The organism is Glycomyces xiaoerkulensis, from assembly GCF_002798405.1.
Classification (GTDB): domain Bacteria; phylum Actinomycetota; class Actinomycetes; order Mycobacteriales; family Micromonosporaceae; genus Glycomyces; species Glycomyces xiaoerkulensis.
Map to the genome: position 1 here is coordinate 220026 of NZ_PGGV01000029.1, position 20041 is coordinate 240066.

Below are 20041 nucleotides of genomic sequence, written 5' to 3' on the forward strand. Positions count from 1 at the left end.
TGCGGGGTCAGGTTTCTCGTTGCCTGGCGATGTGCCGCAGCAGGGTCGGCAACAGCCACTGGCCGAGGGCGCCGAGGGCCGCACCGGCCTGCTCGGCCCGGTCGCTCATGTAGCGCGCCGCGAGCTCCACCAGGTACAGCAGGCATGTCGGTTCCGATTCGGACGGCGCCACGCCCATCGGGGCCAGCACGGACGGCGCCCGCGCGACCAGCAGCAGCACCGCGGTGGTGGGGTCGACCCGGTGGGTGACGATGTCGTCCTGGAGCCGGTAGTGGACCGCGTCGAATCCGTACGGCACGCCGGTCTCGAACCGCTCCAGGTCCCACAGGTAGACGGCCTCGGCCGCCTCGCAGGTGTTCCAGGGCGTCCAGTCCCCGTGCCACGACCCGAACGTCAGCTCCAGGGCGCCGTATCGGTCCAGCAGGGTCTGCCCGGCCGCGCTCAGGGTGGCGGCGTCGGGTTCGCCGCGCAGGCCGAGCCGTTTGAGGCGCTCGCGCAGCCGGGCGGCGTAGTCGGACTCGGCCAGCGGTGAGCGTTTGAGCCGGTCCACCGCGGCCAGTTCCCGCATCGCCTCGACGCGCCGGGCCGGGCTGGAGTCGACCGGCTCGGTCCAGGCCGGGAGCGCGGAGGTGACCATGAGGCGGTGGCCGCGCCAGGCGCCGGCGTGCACCAGCGACGGCACCCGCAGCCGCTCCAGGCGGCGGCCTTCGCTGAGCCGCCGGGTGGCCGCGGTCTCGGCCTCCACCAGTTCTCGGGTGAGGTCGTTGACGCCCAGCTTGGCGAACGCGACCGTGCGCGCCTCGCCGTCGAGGATCTGGAGCACCGGCTTCCGATTGGCCCGCGCCGGACCGATGTGGACGCTCAAGTGGACCTCGTGGCCGAGCACGGCGCTGAGATGCTCGTCGATGCCCTCGGCGGCCGCGACCTCGATGCGGTGGGGCAGCAGCAGCCGGTCGAGTCCGAGCTTGAGGGCCCACACGGCCGCGTCGCGCTTGGCGCGGGCGGTGCGGGCGGACGGGCGCGAGTAGCGTGCCAGCGCCCCGGCGGCGATCCGGCGGTCGCCGGCGGGAATGAGGACTCGGGGCTTCCGCCGGTTGGGCACGACTATGTACGGGCGGGTGCCCCCTCCCGGGCCCGGATAGAGCTGGTCGACGACCTCGGTGAGATAACTCGCGCGTCTGCGCAGGTCGTCGGTGGTCTGCAGGCCTCGGCTCATGCTTTCTCCACGGGTCTGTTGGCGGCAAGGACGACGTAGCTGAGGAGCGTGAGCAGCAGGGGGGTCACCAGGGCGTTGTAGTAGAGCATGGACAGCAGGGACAGCCCCAGCACCGCCGAGCCGGCGATGCCGATGGGGGAGTGGTCGGATCGGAAGCGCCACAGCGCGGCGCACATGAAGCCGAGGTAGGCGGCGGTGCCCGCCAGCCCGTGGGCGAACAGCACCTGCCAGAGCTGGCCGTTGCCGCCGAGCGTGCGGCCCCCGCAGCGGGGGCATTCGGGGGTGGGGCCGATGGCGATGGAGTCGCCCGACCCCAGGGTCTTGCGAGTGGAGCCGAAGCCGAGCACCGGCGAGTGCTCGACGACGAGCTCGGTGGCGCGTTCGGTGGCGAAGGCGCGGCCGTCGTCGGAGTGGCCGTTGTCGAGCCGGGCGGCCACCAGAGTGCCCAAGGGGGTGAGGGCGACCAGCAGTGCCGCGGCGCACCCCGCTCCGGCCAGTGCCGCCACCCCGCCGGGCCGGCCGGACAGGAGCAGCCGCAGCGCGGCGAAGACGGCGACCGCGGCCAGGCCGAGCCACAGGCCCCGGTTCATCGAGTGCACGGCCGGGATCAGCGAGAGGGCCAGTACCGCGGCCGCCGCCACGCGCCAGCGGGTCGCGGTCGGCAGGCAGAAGGCGGCCACGACCAGCCACACCGAGGTGATGGCGAAGTTGTTGCCCCAGGTGTTGGTGTAGCCCCAGGGCGCCGACGGTCGCGGGGTCTCGTAGCCGAGGAAGGTCATCGTCTGGGCGGCCGAAGGGTGGACCAGCGACCGCACGAAGCCGTCGGCGGCCACCGACTCCGGCAGCAGCGCCTCGACCGGCGAGGTGTACTCGAACCCCCCGGCGAAGGTGCCGAGCAGGCCCCCGGCGACGGTGACGGTGAACAGGTAGGCGAGCAGCCGGATCAGCCGCACGGCCGGGTAGCGGCCGTCGTTGGCGAGGTTGTAGGCCCACAGGGCGATCAGCGTGAGGCAGCAGTAGAAGCCGATCCGGAAGGCCGCCCCGGGCAGGTTCGCCGTCCAGGGGCCGGGGACCGTGCCGGGCGGGTCGACGCCGAGATTCGCCAGGCTCATGGTGACCGCCAGCAGGAACAGCAGCCACCACCCGAACGCCGGCGGGACGGCGACGGTGCGGCGGCGCAGCAGCCCGACCGCGGCCAGGGCGGCGACCAGCGGGATGGCCAGCACGCCCATGCCGAGCGCCCACCACACCGGGTAGCCGGCCAGCAGCCAGGTGAGGGCCGCGCCCTCCCCGGTCGCGGCGCCGTCCCGGTCTCGTCGCGCCCCGGGGGCCGCATCGGCGAGGGTCATCGGCTCTCGGCCTGCGTGCGGTCGGTCCGGCCGGTCTCGTCCTGAGCTTCGACCACGTCGAGCGCGTCGGTGGGGGTCTCGTCGGCCGCCATCGGCCGCGGGACGCGGGTGCGTGCGGGCGGGGACTCGGTCTCCGCGGCGCCGGGCAGCGGGACGTCGCCCATCGGCCCCAGTGAACCGGGCAGGAGCACGGCACCGAGCAGCGGCGTGTCGATCTGCCGCATGGCGGTAGCGGCGGCGGAGGTCTCGGCGAGCGTGTCGCGCTGGGCCTGGACGGCCAGGATCACCGCGTCGGCATGTCCGGCCAGGAGCTGTGCGTCGGCCGAGCAGGACAGGGGCGGGGCGTCGACTACCACGAACCGGCCGGCCTCGGCGAGCTTGGTGAACGTCTCGGCGGCGGCTTCGCTGGTCGGACCGGTGGCGCGGGCCGCGGCGCCGGGGCCGACGACCGAGAGTGTCGGTTGCCGCGGCGCGCCGTGCAGCGCCGCGGCCAGGTCGAGGCGGCCCGACCACACGTCGGCGAGGCCCGGGACGGGGTCGGTGCCGAACAGCTCCGGCAGGCCCACGGTGGTGCTCGGATTCGCGGCCACGGCCGTGACCCGGTCGCCGGCGCGGGCCATCGCGGTGGCCACGTTGGCGGCGGTGACGCTCGCGGCCGGACCCGGCGCGACTCCGGCCACCACCACGACCCGCTGGCCGTCGCCGAGCCGGGAGGCGATGACGTTGCGCATCTGCGAGTAGATGCGCCCGCCGGGGCTGTAGGCGCCGAAGACCTCGCGGCGCTGGAATTTCACCGACTTGGGCACCGAGCCGAGCACGTCGAGCTCGCAGCGGTCGATCAGGTCCGAGGCGAAGGCGACCCGGCGGGCCAGGCGGTGGCGGGCCCAGGCGAGCATCAGGCCCAGCGGTAGGCCGGCCCCGACCGCGGCGGCCAGGTTGAGCAGCGCATTCGGGGCGGCCGGGTCTTCGGGCAGCGGGGGCCGGTTGATGATCCGCCCGGGCGTGACGGCCTCCTGCTCGGCTTCCAGGGCCGCGATCTGGGATTCGACCCCGTCGGCCCGGTTGACCAGATCCTCGAGCTCGGACTCGACGGTGGCGCGGTCCCCGTCGAGCGGAGCGAGGCGCGCCAGCTCGGCCTCGGTCGCCTCGATCTGGGATTCGAGCGACTCCAGGCGGTTCACGGCCCCGGCGATGGCGTTTTCGATCGAAACGGTCGCGGCCGCGCCGCGGTGGTCGAGGTACGCCTCGCTGAAGGCGATCGTGCCCGCCCGAGCCGCCTCGGGGCCGCCGGCGCGGAAGCTGATCTCCAGCACCGAGGTGTTCGGGGGCACCGAGACCGACACCTGCTCGGCGAGCTCGGTCGTGGACGGTGCCGACAGCCGCTCGGCGGCGGCCTGTGCGACCTCTGTGGACTTGACCAGTTGCGCCTCGGTGTCGAGATTGACCTGTCCGGCCGTGCGCGCACCGGCCACGTCGGTGTCGGATGCGGTCGGCAGCACCAGGACCGAGGCGGTCGATTCGTATACCTCGTCGGTGGTCGCGGTGTGGACGAGCCCGGCCGCCACCGCGGCGGCGACGGCGCCGGAGATGATCCACCAGGAGCGGCGGGCGATGACGCCGTAGTCGGCGAGCGTGCGGGCGGTGGGGGTCCTCAACGCGAATGCCTTTCTGGTTCACGGGCTTTCGTAGGGATAACGAGTCACCGGCCGACCAGGTGACGGCTCCCGGGCTCCGTGCCCTCCACCGACGGAGCGCGAGCGGAGCTCGTGCGAACAATCGGGCAAAAACCACGATCGCGACCATTATGATGATTCGCAGGATTCAGGTGCACCATCACAGTAGACCCGCGAGGTGGCGAGATGAGCGAATCGGACGGACGGACCGGCCTCCCCATCACCTCGGGCCGCGGGCTCGTCACGCTCCTGGCGGTCGCCCCGCTCGTCCTGGCCGGCTTCGTGGTCGGCTACGGCGTCGGCGTCGAACACGAACGCGGCACCCCCACCGTCGCCGACGCCGCCCGGGAACGGACCGGGTCCGAGGCCGACTACGCGCCGTCCACCGCCACCTTCACCGCCACCGGCCTCGACGAACCCGCCCCCGACGCACCGGCCGCCCTCCCCGTCGGCACCTCCCAGGACCTGGGCATCACCGTGCCCTACATCCAATTCGCCGTCGACGAGTCCCACACCGGCCCCCACCACACCGCCGAGCTCCGCCTGCCCGTCCTGGTCCCGCCCGAAGCCGACCGGATGATGATCGAGGTCGCCTCGGTCCGCCCGGTCGGCTGCACGTGCGAGCTAACCGCCGACGCGCCGCCGCCCTACGGGCGCGTCTGGGACACCGCCTTCGTCGGCCCCGACACCGGCGAAGCCGCCCTCGACGTCACCGGCGCCCTCGACGCCCCCGGACGCTACGCCTTCGCCGTCACCGCCCACGAACCCGAGTCCTATTTCGAATTCGAGGGAGTCCGGTACACCGAGAGCGGCCCGGTACTGCGCACCGTCACCACCCCGCCCTCGGCCCCGAGCCCGCCGCCCGCCCCGAGCCCCACCCCGACCGACCCGGTCGGACCGGACCGGCCGGCCCCCGAGGCGGGCCAGGCCGAGACCACCCTCGACACCTGCCGGGCCCGCCGGCACCTCGTCCCCTCCTGCGGCACCCTCGTCGGCGCCGCCGCCGGGGCCCACACCAACCGGTCCAAGGAGCAGGCATTCCTCGAATTCGAGAGGACCGCCGAGCGAGGGCAGCACATCTACCACGCCTACGAGCGCGCCGACCGGCGCCTCTTCCCCACCGAAGAACAGATAGCGCTCGCGACCGATCCGCAGCAGCCCCGCACCCTGTTCATCAACTGGAAGCCGCGCATGGCGACCTGGGGGGAGATCGCCGCCGGAGACCCCGAGGTGGACGAGTACCTGGAACGCCTGGCCGACCACATCAAGACCAATTTCGACCAGCCGTTCTTCTTCACCGTCCACCACGAGCCCGAGAACGACGTCATCGACCGGCCCGGCTCGGGCATGGAGGCCACCGATTACCCGGCGATGTTCCGCTACGTGGTCGAGTTCCTCCGGGAGCGCGGGGTGGACAACCTGGTCACCGTCATGAACTACATGGGCTACCTCAAGTGGGTCGAGACGCCCTGGCACGACCGGCTCTACCCCGGCGACGACGTGGTCGACTGGATCGGCCTGTCGGGATACGGCAACTCCCTCGCCGACGACGGCCACTCCGACTTCACCGAGATCGTCAACGAGGCCGAGCCCGAGGCCGGCTGGCCCGGCTTCTACCACTGGACCGGGGTCAATTTCCCCGACAAGCCGGTCATGCTCGCCGAATGGGGCGTGTTCACCAGGGACGACTACCCGCACCACCAGGAGACGGTCTTCGACAGCGCCGACGAGCAGTTCGCCTACTACCCGCGGCTGAAGGCGATCGTCTACTTCTCCTCGCCGGACGCCGAGGGCCGCGACTCCGAAGTCGACAACGATCCGGGCGCACTGCGGGCGTTCCGCGACCTGATGGCCGCGCCGCGCTTCGACGTCGAGCTCGAATAAGGACACCGACGGCGCCCTCGGATGCCGCTTGTACGGCGAGACGAACCGGTCCCCGGCGATCCAGAACCGCCACGGCACCTCCGCGGCCTTCGAGACCCCCGTCCGCGGACCGGCCTCCACCGCGAATCCCCGCTCGCCGGGCTCGACCTCGCCGACCATATCGGCGCCGTCGTCGCCGCGGTCCCAGCCCAGCGCCCGGGCCAGCCGCGCCGGGCCGCGCGCCAGATCCCGGGCCGGCGCGCGATCGCCGCGCCGCAACCGCGCGCGTTCGACCCCGTCGACGACCTCGCCGGCCCGCAGCAGCACCGCCGCACCCGCTCCCTCCGGACGACAGGTCAGGTTGGCGCAGTAGTGCAACCCGTAGGTGAAGTAGACGTACAGATGCCCGGCCGGGCCGAACATCACCGCCGTGCGCGCGGTGCGCCCTCGGAAGGAATGGGAGGCCGGATCATCCTCGCGGTAGGCCTCGACCTCGGTCAGCCGCACCGTCACCCCGTTCGCGGCCACCAGGCAGCCGAGCAGCTCCGGCGCCACCAGCACCGGGTCGCGCTCGAAGAAGGCCCGGTCGATCACGAGCACCCGGTCGGCGCGTCCTCGGCCGCCGGCACCTTCTGCTCCAGCACCACCGACAGCTCGTTGAGGAGGTCGGCGGCCTGGTGGTCTCCCGGCACCGCCACGCCCACCGGCACCCGGCGGTCCACCGTGACCCATTCGGAACCGCCGCCGTCCTCCTCCGAGAACCAGCAGACGCCGTTGAGCCGGAACACCGCCGCGGTGTCCTCGACCTCGACCGGCTCGGCGCCGCAGGTCGCCACCACCGCCGGATCGCCGTAGGCGAGCACGAACTCCGAGGCGTGCCGACCGCCCTCGACCGGACGCGACGGCAGGTCCGCGAGCTCGGCCGGGGCGGTGGCCGTCACCGCCAGGCACACCACCGCCTGCTCGTCGGTCAGCTCCGGCACCGCCACTGTCACCGGCGAGAGATCCTGCTCGAAACGCGAATCATCGGCCGCCGGCGCGAACACGTTGAACGCGACGATCCCCGCCGCGACCGCCACCGGCACCGCCACCGCCGTCGCGACCACGGCCGGAAGCCTCGACTTGCGCACGGCGCTCCTCAAAGTTGCAGGATCGAACACGTGAGAGTGCGGGTAATGCCCGCCACCCGCTGGACTCTACTCACCACGAACTCCCCGAGATCGTCCACGGTGTCGGCCTCGGTGAGCACCACCACGTCGTAAGGCCCGGTGACCGCATCCACCCGGACCACACCCTCGATCTCGGAGACCGACCCGGACACCTCCTGCGCCGTACCGACTTCAGTCTGGACCAGAATGTACGCCTGCACCATCGACAGGACTCCCTCGCTCACGGGCACTCAGGGGGTGCGGAGGCCGAAACGCGACACCGGGCGGGCCTGACCGGCTCTCGGTCACCGTTGAGCGAAGATTACGCAGTGAGTATCGAAGCGTCAACTGTTCGGGGGACGGGACCAACCGTGAGCGAAACCGTGGCCGAAGTCGGCGAATTCAACCTCATCGCACGCTTCAGCAGACACTTCACCACCACCGACGCCGTCGAACTCGGCCCGGGCGACGACGCGGCCGTCGTCGCCGCGCCCGACGGCCGGATCGTCGCGTGCACCGACATGCTCGTCGAAGGCAACCACTTCCGGCGCGACTGGTCCTCGGCCGCCGACGTCGGCCACAAGGCCGCCGCCGTCAACCTGGCCGACCTCGCCTCCATGGGCGCCCGCCCCACCGCCCTGCTCGCCGCCGTCTCAGCCCCGCAGGACACCCCCGCCGAATGGCTCGAAGGACTCGCCTCCGGCCTGGCCGCCGAGGCCGCGGCAGCAGGCGCGGCCGTCATCGGCGGCGACACCACGCGCGGCGATCAGCTCACCGTCGCCGTCACCGCCCTCGGCGACCTCGAGGGACGCGCACCCGTCACCAGGGCCGGAGCGCGCCCCGGCGACCAGCTCGCGCTGGCGGGCAAGGTCGGCTGGTCCGCCGCCGGGCTCAACGTCCTCACCCGCGGCTTCCGCTCGCCCGGGGCGCTGGTGGGTGCCTACCGGCGCCCGCAGCCGCCGTACTCGGCCGGACCCGACGCGGCTCTGATGGGCGTGCACGCCATGATCGACGTCTCCGACGGGCTCCTGGCCGACCTCGGACACCTCGCCGCCGCCTCTGGGGTGACGATCGAGGTCGACTCGGGCGCCCTCGACGTGTCCGAACCGATGGCCAACGCCGCCGAGGCGCTCGGGACCGACGCCCGCAAATGGCTCCTCACCGGAGGCGAAGATCACGCCCTGGCCGCCGCGTTTCCGGCCGGTGCGATCCTGCCCGAAGGCTGGCGGCGCATCGGCGAGGTCGGCGAGGGCGCCGGAGTCACCGTCGACGGCGCGCCCTGGCGCGGCCCGGCCGGCTGGGATCACTTCCGTGAATGAGGCCCCGGGGCACGACGAACGCCGCCGGGGCTCGGCCCCGGCGGCGTGGAAGCTTCTGCGTCCCGGCCTACGCGCTCAGCGCGCGACCTTGCTGGCCTTGATGCACGAGGTGCAGACCTTGGCGCGGCGCTTGTTGTCACCGGAGCCAGTCGCGATGCGAATGGTCTGCAGGTTCGGGTTCCAACGGCGACGGGTCTTCTTGTGGGACCACGGGACGTTGTTGCCGAAGCCCGGGTGCTTGCCGCAGACTTCACACACGCTCGACATATTCCAAACTCCTGCGTTGACGGTAAATCGCCCGCCGCTGCGACGGGCTGGACACTGGGCTTCGCCAAGCGCCCGATTCTGAAGCACGGCCCACCGCGCGGCAGGCAACCCGGCAATTCTAACGGACCTGAGCAGCGCCGACGCACCCAGGTCGAGCGGCCCGTGTCACACCCGCTCCGAAGCCGTGTGCAGCGGCGGCTGCCGCAGGCCGCCGCCTGCGCTGACTCTAGGATTGGTGCAGATCCCGTACGCTACCCACATACAGTGATCACCCGATGCCCGTCTTCCCTTTGGTGAGCCGATCATGAGCAACCCCCAGCAGCCGCCTGCCGACGGCTGGCAGCCGCCCCCTCCCCCCGAGGAGGGGCAGCCGGTCTACCGGCCGAACGAGCAGCCTCCCACCGAGGAGTCGCCGCCGTGGTCGCCCGAGAGCCGGCAGGCGGCCTCCTCCTCACCACCCGACCAGGAGCCCCCGGTCGAGGACGACGGCACGATCAAGTACACCAGCGCGCCGCCGAGCCAGCCGCAAGGCCGGCCGCAGGCGCCCTTCGGGCCGCCGCCCGGCGTCCCGGTCTCCCCGTTCGACTCGCCCGCCCCGCCCCCGGGCATGCCGCCCGGCGGCCCGGCCCCCGGCATGCCGCCGGTCTCCTCCGCCCCCGCCTCCGGGATGCCCGTCTCGCCCGGCCAACAGGGACAGCAGGGACAGTTCGGCCCCCAAGGCGGCCAACTGGTGCCGCTGTCCGGCCCGCCGGGCGGCCAACCGTGGGGCGGCGCCCAGCCCGGCCGGATCCGGCGCAAGAGGAAGGGCAGCAAGACCCCGCTGTGGATCCTCCTGGCGGGCATCGTGGTCATCGCCGGCGCGCTCGGCGTCGGCGGCTTCATCCTGTTCAACCCCGCCGACCCAGGAGGATCCGACGAACCCACCGGCACCATCGAGTCGCCCGAAGCCGCCGAGCCTGTGGTCAAGCGGGACGGGGCCTCGGGCCTGAGCTTTCTGGCCGATGGGTCGTGGACCGAGTCCTCCGACGCCCCACCGGTGTTCACCGAGTCCACCGGCAGCGCCGCCGAAGACGGCTCGGCCGCGTTCGTCGGCACCCTCGATGCCGAGGCGCTCGAGATCGACGAGGACATGTCATTGGGCGACATCGGCGCTGCCCTGGACACGCAGGTGGCCACATTCCTCGAAGCGGAGATCGAGGGCGATGTCACCGCGACCGCCTATCGGGTCGACGGCCGCACGGCCGAGTTCCGCACCTTCACCATCGCCGACTGGACCGTCCTGACGGCCGTGGTCGCGACCGATGAGGGGCACGCCGCCTTCACCGGCTTCGCCACCGCCGACCAGACCGAGGCGCTGGAGGCCGCCCGCCACTCCCTCGGCTTCGGTGAGTGAGGCGCCGGGACTGAGGCCGTGCCCCGGCATCGGCGGGCGCGTATCCTGAGGTGCCGTGGCTGACGACATCCCTGAACCGGGCCCGCAGGCCCTCGACGCCGCCGCCGTCCGCGAATGGGCCGCGCGCGCGATCGACACGCTGACCCGACACCGGCGCGGCGTCGACGAGCTCAACGTGTTCCCCGTGGCCGACTCCGACACCGCCACCAACATGCTCGCCACCCTCCAGGCGGCCTTCCAAGGGGCGAGCCCGGATCTGCCGCTGCCGGCGCTGCTGGACGAAGCCGCCGGAAGGGCGCTGCTGGCGGCGCGCGGTAATTCGGGGGTCATCCTCGCTCAGATGCTGCGCGGCCTGGCCGACGCCTGGACGGCCGAGGCCGTCGACGCCCGCGGCTTCGCCGCCGGATTCCGCGCCGCCACCGACGCCGCCACCGCCGCGGTCGCCGTGCCCACGGCGGGCACGATCCTCACCGTCGCCGAGGCCGCCGCCTCCGCTTCCGCCAAGGCCGCCCCGTTCGGACTGGTCTCGGCCGTGCGCGCGGCCGCGGAGACCGCCGCCGACGCCGTCGCCGCCACGCCGGGGCAACTGCCGGCGCTGGCCCGGGCCGGTGTGGTCGACGCCGGCGGCCTGGCCCTGGCCCTGATGCTGGAGGCCCTGGTCGAGACCCTCACCGGCAGCTCCTCGACCGGGGCGCTCGACCTGCTCGAGAGCCACCGCACCCGCACCAGCGCGCCGCTGGAGGAGGTGCCGCGCGAGACCGGCTCGGAGGCGTTCGACTACGAGGTGCAGTACCTGCTGGAATCCTCGGCCGGGGGCGCCACTGACCTGCGGCATAGGCTGACCGAGCTGGGCGATTCGGTGGTCATCATCGGTTCGCGGGCGGCCAAGGACGTCACCACCTTCAACGTCCACGTCCACGTCAACGACATCGGCGCGGCCATCGAGGCCGGACTCGAGTGCGGCCGGGTCCACCGGATCTCGGTGACCCGCTTCGACGACGCCTACTCCCGCCCCTACGGCCCCGACCTGGACCGCGCGGTCGTGGCCGTCACCTCCCTGACCGAGCTGCGGACCCTGCTGGAGAACGAGGGCTGCCGGGTGGCCGGCTCCGGTGGCGTCGACGACGTCCTGTCGGCGATCCGCGCCGGCGGCGGCCCCAACGCGATCGTCCTGGTCGACGCCGCCGGCGCGATCGACGCGGTCCGCGAGGCCGCGCACGCCGCCCGCGGCGACGGCTACCGGGTCGCCACGATCCCCACCCGTTCGATCATGCAGAGCCTGGCCGCGTTCGCCGTCCACGACGCCGACCGGCCCTTCGACGACGACGTCATCTCGATGGCCGAGGCCGCCGCCTCCTGCCGCACCGGCGAGGTCCGGTTCTCCGGCGGCGAGGCTCTCGGCCTGGTAGACGGCGATGTCGTCCACACCGGATCCGACCCGGCCGTGGCCGCGCTGGATCTGGTCGACCGGCTCTGTTCGGCTGGGGCAGAACTCGTCACGCTGCTGCCCGGGGCCGCGTCGGACCCCGAGACTGTCACAGCCCTCGGCGATCATGTCGGCAAGGCGTGGCCGCTGGTGGAACTCCAGCAGTTGCCCGCCGGCCAAGAGGAACCGCTGCTGCTGATTGGAGCGGAATGACCGTCGAGTTGGGGACCCGGCTGCGGGAGGTCGTCGGCGCCGGGACCGCCGCCGCGCTCGACCGGGGACTGGGACTCCGGACCGCCGCCGACCTGCTGGGGCACTACCCGTTTCGCTACGCCCAGCGGGGCGAGCCGGCCGATCTGGGCGCCCTCCGGATCGGAGAGGAGGTCACCGTCTTCGCCCAGGTGCGGGCCGCCAACACCCGGGAGCTGCCGCGCAAGCCCGCCAAGCGCGGCAAGGACGGCAAGAGCGGCAAGCGGCCGCCCCGCCGGATGCTGACCGAGATCGTGGTGGCCGACGAGGCCGGACGCACGCTGACGCTGACCTATTTCAATCAGCCGTGGCGGGACAAGAAGCTCACCCCCGGCACGTGGGGGCTGTTCGCGGGGAAGGTCGCCCAGTTCCGCGGCCGGCTGCAGTTGAACTCGCCGCAGTACCAGCTCCTCGAAGGGGAGGGCGCCGACGGGGCCGAGGCCGTCGAGGAGTTCGCCGGCGCGCTGATCCCGGTCTACCCGGCCACCGCCGACCTGCCGACCTGGAAGATCGCCAAGTGCGTGCGCATCGCGCTCGACACGGTCGCCGACCCGCCCGATCCGCTGCCGGCCGCCGTGCGGTCCCGGCGGCACCTGATGGACTACGCCACCGCGCTGCGCCAGATCCACCGCCCCGACTCCTTCGAGTCGCTCGGCGCGGCCAAGCAGCGCCTCAAGTGGCAGGAGGCGCTGGTCATGCAGGCGGTGCTGGTGGGCCGCAAGGCCGAGGCCGCGCTCGAGGCGGCCACGCCTTACGGGCCGGGCGGGCCGATCCTCGAGCGCTTCGACGCGTCGCTGCCGTTCAAGCTGACCGCCGGGCAGCGGGAGGTCGGGGAGGAGATCGCCGCCGAACTGTCCCGGCCGCACCCGATGCACCGGATCCTCCAGGGCGACGTCGGTTCGGGCAAGACCCTGGTCGCGCTGCGGGCCATGCTGCAGGTGGTCGCCCACGGCGGACAGTGCGCGCTGCTCGCGCCCACCGAGGTCCTCGCCGCCCAGCACCACCGGTCGATCGCGGAGATGCTCGGCGAGCTGGCCCGCGGCGGGGAGCTCGGATCCCCGGACGAGGCCACCCGCGTCGTGCTGCTGACCGGTTCGGCCACCGCCGCCCAGCGCCGGGACATTCTGGATGACGTGCGGTCGGGTGCGGCCGGGATCGTGGTCGGCACCCACGCCCTCCTCTACGACGGCGTGGACTTCGCCGATCTCGGCCTGGTCGTGGTCGACGAGCAGCACCGGTTCGGGGTCGAGCAGCGCGATGCCTTGCGCTCCAAGGCCGAGCGACCGCCGCACACCCTGGTCATGACCGCCACTCCGATCCCGCGGACGGTGGCGATGACCGTCTACGGCGACCTGGAGACCAGCCGTCTGACCGAGCTGCCGGCCGGCCGCGGCTCCATCGACACCCACGTCGTGCCCTACCGCGACCGCCGGTGGATGGACCGCGCCTGGGCCCGGGTCCGCGAGGAGGTCGCAGCCGGGCGCCAGGCCTATGTGGTCTGCCCCAGGGTCGGCGGGGACGAGGCCGACGACCAGGCCGGCGACGAGGAGCCCCGCCCGCCGCTGGCAGTCACGGACGTGTTCGACGAGCTGCGCGCCGGTCCGCTCCGCGGACTGCGCCTGGGGCTGCTGCACGGTCGGCTCGAGCCCGACCGGAAGGACCGGGTCATGCGCGCCTACGCCGCCGGTGATCTCGATGTGCTGGTCGCGACCACCGTGATCGAGGTCGGCGTGGACGTCCCGTCCGCCACGGCGATGGTGATCCTCGACGCCGAGCGCTTCGGCATCTCGCAGCTCCACCAGTTGCGCGGCCGCATCGGCCGCGGGCGCCACCCGGGACTGTGCCTGCTGGTCAGCGAGGCCGCCGAAGGCAGCACCTCCAGGGACCGGCTCGACGCGGTCGCCTCCACCACCAACGGGTTCGCCCTGGCCGAGCTCGATCTGGAGCAGCGGCGCGAGGGCGATGTGCTGGGCGCGAGCCAGTCCGGTAGGAAGTCGCACGTCAAGCTGCTGTCGCTGCTGCGCGACGCCGACATCATCTACGCCGCACGGCGCGAGGCGACCGAACTCGTCGAGTCCGACCGGGGGCTGGATTCAGAGCCGCGTTTCGCCGCCCTGGTCGGCGATCTCGCCGCCGACCGGGGCGACTACCTGGAGAAGGGCTGACCGGGCGCCGCTGCACTAGACTGGCCGGGTGACCAGGATCATCGCCGGCGCCCTCAAGGGCCGCCGCCTCGCCACGCCGCACGGGGACCGCACCAGACCCACCTCGGACCGCGTCCGGGAGGCGCTGTTCAACGCCCTCGCCCCGGGCGGCGATCTCGAAGGACTCCGATTCGCCGACCTCTACGCCGGTTCCGGCGCGGTCGGACTGGAGGCGCTCTCGCGCGGCGCCGCCGACGCCCTGCTCGTCGAGTCCCGCTCTCAGACCGCGAAGGTCTTGCGGCGCAACATCGACCAGTTGGGCGCGACCGGGGCCCGGGTGATCTGCGCCCCGGTCGAGAAGGTCCTCGCCTCGGCGCCCGCCGAGCCCTACGACATCGTCTTCGCCGACCCGCCGTACGAGGTCGCCGACGAGGCGGTATCGACGATGCTGAAGGCCCTGGTGGCGCACGACTGGTTGGCGCCCGGCGCCGACGTGGTCGTCGAGCGCTCCGGCAAGGGCGCGACCGTCCCGTGGCCGGCCGGGATCGCATCGGACCGCGTCCGGCGCTACGGCACCACCGCCCTTTGCTACGGTTCCCGGCTGTGAAACCTGAAGCTCGGCACGCCGTCTGTCCCGGTTCGTTCGATCCGGTGACCTACGGTCATCTCGATATCATCGGCCGCACCTCACAGTTGTACGATGAGGTCTGGGTCGCGGTCTTCCACAACGCCTCGAAGAGGAATGCGGTGTTCAGCGTCGAGGAACGGGTGGAGCTGCTGCGCGAGACCACCGGTGACATGCCGAATGTCAGGGTGGCCTCGTTCCGCGGGTTGGTCGTCGACTTCTGCACCGACCACGGCGTCGGCGTCATCGTCAAGGGCGTGCGCGCGGTGTCGGACTTCGACTACGAACTGCAGATGGCCCAGATGAACTACGGGTTGGGAGGCGTTGAGACGGTGATGATGCCCACCAATCCGCTGTACTCTTTCCTTTCGTCCTCCATGGTCAAAGACGCGGCCAAGTGGGGCGGGGACATCTCGCCGCACGTGCCGGAGGTCGTCCAACGACGACTGGTGGAACGCATGCGCCGGGATTGACGGTGAAACCGGCCCCAATACGGGACAATAACCCCATGACAGATATCGACGGGAGCAAATCGGTGGGTCCGCTCGACAGGATCGAAGAGATCATCGCCTATGTGGAGGCGGCGAAGGCCGTCCCGATGTCCCGAAGCTGCAAGATCGATCGCGCCGAGCTCATCGCGCTGGTGGAGGAGCTCCAGAACGAGCTCCCGGCGGACATCCGCCGCGCCGAGGCCATGCTGCAGGAGCGAGACAAGATCATCGAGGCAGGCGAGCGGGAGGCAGAGCGCATCATCGCCGAGGGCGAGGCCGAGCACGCGCGGCTCGTCTCACGCCACGAGGTGACGGTGTCGGCCGAGCACGAGGGCAACCGCATCATCAACGAGGCCCGCGGCGAGGCGCAGCGGCTGCGCGACGAGGTCGACGAGTACGTGGACACCACGCTCGCCAACTTCGAGCAGTTCCTGCACCGCGCCCTGTCGGGCGTCGAACGCGGCCGGGACAAGATGCACACCCTGCGGGAGATCGGCACCTTCACCGCGCCGCAGGAAGCGCCCGAGGAAGAGGAGAAGCCACTGCCTCAGTTCTGACCGGCTCCAACGCCCGGCGGGCCTCGTTTGGGGAGGTCGGACCCGCTGGGGTAGCATTGTCGGTCGGCCTCGATCGAGGCATGTCTCCCTGAAGGTTAGGACCGCAGTTCAGCGATGACGAACACCGCTCTGGATCCCGCCGCCCCGCTGGTGGTCGACACCGCGGAGCTGGGGCGCAGCGCCGGCGCGACCGTCGAGGTCGTGCGCGAGGTCGTCGCGCCCGAGGCGTTCGGGCTCGAGGTGTACCGCGTCCCCGAATCCGCGCCCCTTGCGATCGATCTCCGCCTCACGGCCGTCACCGAGGGCGTCCTCGCCAACGGCGAGGTCGAGGCGCCGGTCTCGGGCGAGTGTGCGAGGTGCCTCGCACCGATCGAGGACACCGTCAGGGTCCCGGTGCAGGAGCTGTACGCTTATGAAGGCTCCGTCACCGAAGAGACCACTGACGCAGACGAGATTCTGCGGCTCCAGGGGGATCTGCTCGATCTGGAGCCTGCGGTTCGGGACGCGCTGGTGCTGGCGATGCCGGTCACCCCGCTGTGCCGGCCCGATTGCCCGGGGCTGTGCGCCGATTGCGGCGTCCCCTGGGACGAGCTGCCCGCCGACCACCGGCACGAGTCGGTGGATCCGCGATGGGCGGCATTGGAGAAATTGCGGTTCGTCGACGCCGAAGGCGACGACGGATCGAAGTAGCACAGCGGAAAAGTATGGAGTACTGAAGTGGCTGTTCCCAAGCGTCGTATGTCGCGCAGCAACACCCGGCACCGCCGGTCGCAGTGGAAGGCCGCCCCGGTGCGGTTGGTCGAGTGCCCGCAGTGCCACGCCCAGAAGCGCGGCCACCAGGTCTGCGAGGTCTGCGGAACCTACAAGGGCCGCCAGATCCTCGAGACCTAGAGGGCCCGAATGGGCCCTTGTGGCCCGGGTGGACCGCCTCAGAACAATCCGAGCGGCGGCTGGACTCGCCGCGAGTACGCTCCGCAAGCTCCGCAGACGTACCGGCTCCTCACCGGCCCGGTCGGATTGGCCCGGAGACGGCCCCACTGACGCCCCGATCGGTAAGCCTGAGTGGGAGACTTATGGGCGACAAGGCAGTACAGCATTTCGAAGCGGTGTTCGGGGTCAGCGATGTCGACCCCGAACTGCTGCGTCTCGCCTTGACCCACCGCTCCTACGCTTACGAGCACGGCGGCATCCCCACCAACGAGCGCCTCGAGTTCCTCGGGGACTCGGTCCTCAGCCTGGTGATCACCACCGCCCTGTACCGCAACCACCCCGACCTTCCCGAGGGGCAGTTGGCGCGGCTGCGGGCGTCGGTGGTGAACATGAAGGCGCTGGCGGGCGTCGCCCGCCGGATGGGCGCCGCGGGGATCGGCCCCCACCTCTACCTCGGCAAGGGCGAGGAGTCCTCGGGCGGCCGGAACAAGAACTCGATCCTGGCCGACGCGGTGGAGGCGCTGCTCGGCGCGATCTACCTGCAGTACGGGATCGAGACCGCCAAGCGCGTCATCCACGACTTCTTCGACCCGCTGATGGAGCGCGCCGCCGGCCAGGGTGCGGCCCTGGACTGGAAGACCAGCCTGCAGGAGCTCACCGCCGACTCCGGCCTCGGCGTGCCCGAATACCGGATCTCCGAATCGGGCCCCGACCACGCCAAGCGGTTCACCGCTTGGGCCGTGGTGGCGGGGGAGGAGTTCGGCGAAGGGACCGGCGGCTCGAAGAAGGACGCCGAGCAGATCGCCGCCGAACTGGCCTGGCGCGTGCTCTCCGAGCGCCTGGGCGTCAGGCAGCGGTAGTGCCTCAGCGCTGGCAGTCCGGGCAGAAGTGGGCCGATCGGTCCCCGATGACCTCTCTGCGGATCGCGGTGCCGCACCGGCGGCACGGTCGGCCCGCCTTGCCGTAGACGGCCAGGTCCCGTGAGAAGTGGCCGGACTCGCCGTTGACCCGCACGTACAGTTCGTCGAATGAGGTCCCGCCCGCCTCGATCGCCTCGGCCAGCACCGCCTCGACGCAGCGCAGCAGCTCGGCGGCCTCGCGCTCCGAGACACGCGCGCCCGGGCGCCGGCCACGGATGCCCGCGCGCCACAGCGCCTCGTCGGCGTAGATGTTGCCGACCCCGCTGATCCAGGTCTGGTCGAGCAGCGCCTTCTTCACCTCGATGCGGCGCGAACGCAGGCGCGCGGCGCACCGCGCGGGGTCGAACTCGGGCTCGAACACGTCGGGCGCGATGTGCCCGAGCGTCTTCGGTACCGCGCCGTCCAGGTCGGCGACCTCCAGGCACCCGAAGGTCCGCTGGTCTACGAACCACAGCTCCTGCTCGTCGGCGAACCGCAGGCGCGCCCGCAGGTGCCGGTGCGCCTCGGCCCCGGCGTCCTTCACCAGGAACTGGCCGCTCATTCCCAAGTGGCACACCAGCGCCCGTCCGTCGTCGAGGTGCAGCCACATGAACTTGCCGCGTCGCCCGCTGCCGTTGACGGTCAGTCCGGTCAGCGTCGCGGCGAAGTCGTCGGCGCCGGGGAGGTGGCGGCGCACCGACCGCGGGTGGTGGACCTCGACGGCGCTGATGCGTCCGCCGCGGATCGCCGCGTCGACGCCGCGGCGGACGGTCTCTACTTCGGGGAGTTCCGGCACGGACCCATTATGGGGCCGAAGGCGCCGAGCTCAGTTGCGGGCTCCCGTCGTGCACCGTCTCGAGGCCGTAGTTGATCGCGAAGGCGACGGCGCCCAGCCGGGAATTGACCCCGAGCTTGCCGAGGACGTTCTGGACGTGGGAGCGGACGGTCGAGACCGACACGCCCATCGCGGCGGCCATGTGGCTGGTGGGCTCGCCCCGCACGATGCGGCGCAGGACGTCGTCCTCGCGGGGGGTGAGGTGGTCGGCGAGTTCGTGCGCGTCGCGGGCGCCGAGCAGGGGGGCGGGCTGGAGGGCGGCCCGGAGGAGCCGCGGGTCGTAGTAGGGCGGGTCGGTCATGCTGCGGTCGACGGCGACCAGCAGGTCCTGCGGCATGATGTGGGTGTTGGCGATCCCGCGGGCCGACATCGAGACGGCCTTGCGCAGGACCGCGCCGTCCTCGCGGTCGGTGATGAGGAACACCGGCCGTCTGCAGTCGGTGAGTATCCGGTTTCTGGATACCGCCTCGAGGGCGACCAGGCAGCAGTCGACCCGGTCGTCGTCTGAGGCGAGCGCCTTGGGGCTCCCGGCGTCGACGGTGATGTCGCCGCGGCGGTGGAGCAGGGGTCGGATGCTGGCTGAGAACACCTGATTGGGGTCGTACAGCATGACACGCACGGTTGGCACCTCGTCCTTCGAGTTTCTGCTCGCCTCCCCGGTCGCGCGCCCTTTCGGGCGGCGATCTCAGAATGACTGTTTGTAATCGCCGAGTCCAGGTCTGAGTCGGATGGCCGACAGAAGGGGGTCACCTCGGGGTGGGAGCTGCGATAATGCTGGTCCTGCCGCAGCGGCGGTAACCGAGGTTCGACCGCCGCGGTTCGGTCGTGCCGTCCTGTCTCAACCGAAGTTCTGGACCCAGTAGATGGTCCCGTCGCGGTCGGCGGTGCCGACGCCCAGGACGTTGTAGCCGCAGTTGAGGATGTTGGCGCGGTGGCCTTCGGAGTTCATCCAGCCCTCCATGACCGACGCCGGGTCGGGGTAGCCGTAGGCGATGTTCTCGCCGACGCCGCCCTCGTAGCCCTGCTCGGCGGCCCGGTCGGTCGGGCTGCGGCCGTCCTGCGAGGTGTGGTCGAAGTAGTCGTTCGCGGCCATGTCCTCGGCGTGCAGTCGGGCAGCGGTGTCGAGCCGCGAGTCCGGTTCCAGCGGGCCGCAGTCGGCGGCCGCGCGCTCGTCGTTGACGAGGGCCAGGACGGCTTCCTCGCGGGTCCGGTCCGGCGCTCCGCCGCCGTCGTCCCCGCCGCTCGGCTCGGAGTCCTCGCTCTGCTCGTCCTCGTCGGGCGCGGGGGAGGCGGACTCCTCCTCGGCGTCCTGGGCCCGGACCGAGGCGTCGTCTATGTCGAGGTCGGGCAGTGCCTCGGCCGAGGCCGGGGCGTCACCCAGCCGGGTGGAATCGACGCCGCCGGCGGCGGTGCGCCGGTCGCCCAGTGGCGAGTCGAGCGCCCAAAGTGAGATCGTCGCCGCGAGCAGAGCGCAGGCCAGGATGATCGCCAGGAACATCCGGCGCCGGCCTTCGGCGGGATTGCGATGGCGCCCGCCTCTGGGTCTGGTCATGAGGGTGCGGCGACCTCGTTACACGGAGTTACATGATGAATATTCCGGTTTGTCGGGCACCATATCAGGTCGCGAAGGGTGACGGGGATCGCCGGTTGTGACCCC

At 72.0% G+C, this 20041-nt stretch carries 20 protein-coding genes and 1 pseudogene; 11 read left to right on the plus strand and 10 right to left on the minus strand.

The genetic code is table 11. The annotated features are described in order from the left end of the window. Window positions 1-7: 7 nt before the first annotated feature. Genes CUT39_RS11660 through CUT39_RS11670 form a run of 3 tightly spaced genes read right to left on the minus strand, consistent with a single transcriptional unit; the run spans window position 8 to window position 4220 of the window. Window positions 8-1216: a protein kinase family protein gene (locus CUT39_RS11660; RefSeq protein ID WP_100446702.1), complete on the minus strand. Its 1209-nt coding sequence runs from the start codon at window positions 1214-1216 to the stop codon at window positions 8-10. Continuing rightward, entirely contained in the window at window positions 1213-2565 is a 1353-nt protein-coding gene (locus CUT39_RS11665) for a hypothetical protein (protein WP_100446704.1), read from the minus strand. Before CUT39_RS11665 ends, CUT39_RS11660 begins: the two co-directional genes overlap by 4 nt. After that, window positions 2562-4220: a hypothetical protein gene (locus CUT39_RS11670; protein ID WP_100446706.1), complete on the minus strand. Its 1659-nt coding sequence runs from the start codon at window positions 4218-4220 to the stop codon at window positions 2562-2564. The genes CUT39_RS11665 and CUT39_RS11670 overlap by 4 nt, the downstream gene beginning before the upstream one ends. 204 nt (window positions 4221-4424) lie before the next feature. Between CUT39_RS11670 and CUT39_RS21485 the strand changes: the two genes are divergently transcribed. Continuing rightward, window positions 4425-6122 (plus strand): glycoside hydrolase family 26 protein, encoded by a 1698-nt coding sequence (locus CUT39_RS21485; RefSeq protein WP_100446708.1) that lies wholly within the window; start codon window positions 4425-4427, stop codon window positions 6120-6122. 21 nt (window positions 6123-6143) lie between these two features. Here CUT39_RS21485 and CUT39_RS11680 read toward each other — a convergent pair. The 3 genes and pseudogenes from CUT39_RS11680 to CUT39_RS11690 all read right to left on the minus strand — a co-directional run. Then, window positions 6144-6695, minus strand: a pseudogene (locus CUT39_RS11680) (DNA-3-methyladenine glycosylase); the annotation flags it as partial. Then, window positions 6692-7231 carry a DUF3515 family protein gene (locus CUT39_RS21205; protein ID WP_157930629.1) on the minus strand — a complete coding sequence of 180 codons (540 nt, stop codon included), beginning with the start codon at window positions 7229-7231 and terminating at the stop codon, window positions 6692-6694. The gene CUT39_RS21205 and the pseudogene CUT39_RS11680, both read right to left, overlap by 4 nt. Window positions 7232-7239: 8 nt before the next feature. Further along, window positions 7240-7473, minus strand: a complete 234-nt coding sequence (locus CUT39_RS11690) for an Lrp/AsnC ligand binding domain-containing protein (RefSeq protein ID WP_100446712.1) — start codon at window positions 7471-7473, stop codon at window positions 7240-7242. 147 nt (window positions 7474-7620) lie between these two features. Between CUT39_RS11690 and CUT39_RS11695 the strand changes: the two genes are divergently transcribed. Beyond that, a complete protein-coding gene (locus CUT39_RS11695) occupies window positions 7621-8568 on the plus strand; it encodes a thiamine-phosphate kinase (RefSeq protein ID WP_100446714.1) in 948 nt (315 codons plus the stop codon). Window positions 8569-8643: 75 nt separating this feature from the next. Here the strand turns inward: CUT39_RS11695 and rpmB are convergent, their stop codons facing one another. Next, complete coding sequence (gene rpmB, locus CUT39_RS11700) at window positions 8644-8835, minus strand: 50S ribosomal protein L28 (protein ID WP_100446716.1); 192 nt, start codon at window positions 8833-8835, stop codon at window positions 8644-8646. A gap of 304 nt (window positions 8836-9139) precedes the next feature. Between rpmB and CUT39_RS11710 the strand changes: the two genes are divergently transcribed. From CUT39_RS11710 to rnc, 9 genes are all read left to right on the plus strand, one after another. Beyond that, window positions 9140-10228, plus strand: a complete 1089-nt coding sequence (locus CUT39_RS11710; protein ID WP_157930630.1) for a hypothetical protein — start codon at window positions 9140-9142, stop codon at window positions 10226-10228. A gap of 55 nt (window positions 10229-10283) precedes the next feature. Next, complete coding sequence (locus CUT39_RS11715) at window positions 10284-11867, plus strand: DAK2 domain-containing protein (protein WP_100446722.1); 1584 nt, start codon at window positions 10284-10286, stop codon at window positions 11865-11867. After that, window positions 11864-14068, plus strand: coding sequence for an ATP-dependent DNA helicase RecG (gene recG, locus CUT39_RS11720; protein ID WP_100446724.1), 2205 nt, complete (start codon window positions 11864-11866; stop codon window positions 14066-14068). The genes CUT39_RS11715 and recG overlap by 4 nt, the downstream gene beginning before the upstream one ends. A gap of 28 nt (window positions 14069-14096) precedes the next feature. Next, window positions 14097-14654, plus strand: coding sequence for a 16S rRNA (guanine(966)-N(2))-methyltransferase RsmD (gene rsmD, locus CUT39_RS11725; protein WP_100446726.1), 558 nt, complete (start codon window positions 14097-14099; stop codon window positions 14652-14654). Beyond that, window positions 14651-15145: a pantetheine-phosphate adenylyltransferase gene (gene coaD / locus CUT39_RS11730; protein WP_100446728.1), complete on the plus strand. Its 495-nt coding sequence runs from the start codon at window positions 14651-14653 to the stop codon at window positions 15143-15145. Before rsmD ends, coaD begins: the two co-directional genes overlap by 4 nt. 62 nt (window positions 15146-15207) lie before the next feature. After that, window positions 15208-15720, plus strand: a complete 513-nt coding sequence (locus CUT39_RS11735) for a hypothetical protein (RefSeq protein ID WP_100446730.1) — start codon at window positions 15208-15210, stop codon at window positions 15718-15720. A 114-nt stretch (window positions 15721-15834) separates the two neighbouring features. Next, window positions 15835-16410 (plus strand): YceD family protein, encoded by a 576-nt coding sequence (locus CUT39_RS11740; protein WP_100446732.1) that lies wholly within the window; start codon window positions 15835-15837, stop codon window positions 16408-16410. A 27-nt stretch (window positions 16411-16437) separates the two neighbouring features. Next, window positions 16438-16611: a 50S ribosomal protein L32 gene (gene rpmF, locus CUT39_RS11745; protein ID WP_100446734.1), complete on the plus strand. Its 174-nt coding sequence runs from the start codon at window positions 16438-16440 to the stop codon at window positions 16609-16611. Between the two features lie 182 nt (window positions 16612-16793). Then, window positions 16794-17510 (plus strand): ribonuclease III, encoded by a 717-nt coding sequence (gene rnc, locus CUT39_RS11750; protein WP_100446736.1) that lies wholly within the window; start codon window positions 16794-16796, stop codon window positions 17508-17510. A 4-nt stretch (window positions 17511-17514) separates the two neighbouring features. Here the strand turns inward: rnc and mutM are convergent, their stop codons facing one another. The 3 genes from mutM to CUT39_RS11765 all read right to left on the minus strand — a co-directional run bounded on the left by mutM (window position 17515) and on the right by CUT39_RS11765 (window position 19936). Then, window positions 17515-18345 carry a bifunctional DNA-formamidopyrimidine glycosylase/DNA-(apurinic or apyrimidinic site) lyase gene (gene mutM / locus CUT39_RS11755; protein ID WP_100446738.1) on the minus strand — a complete coding sequence of 277 codons (831 nt, stop codon included), beginning with the start codon at window positions 18343-18345 and terminating at the stop codon, window positions 17515-17517. Between the two features lie 7 nt (window positions 18346-18352). Continuing rightward, complete coding sequence (locus CUT39_RS11760; RefSeq protein WP_100446740.1) at window positions 18353-18994, minus strand: helix-turn-helix transcriptional regulator; 642 nt, start codon at window positions 18992-18994, stop codon at window positions 18353-18355. Window positions 18995-19222: 228 nt separating this feature from the next. Then, window positions 19223-19936: a CAP domain-containing protein gene (locus CUT39_RS11765; protein ID WP_100446742.1), complete on the minus strand. Its 714-nt coding sequence runs from the start codon at window positions 19934-19936 to the stop codon at window positions 19223-19225. Window positions 19937-20041: the final 105 nt, after the last annotated feature.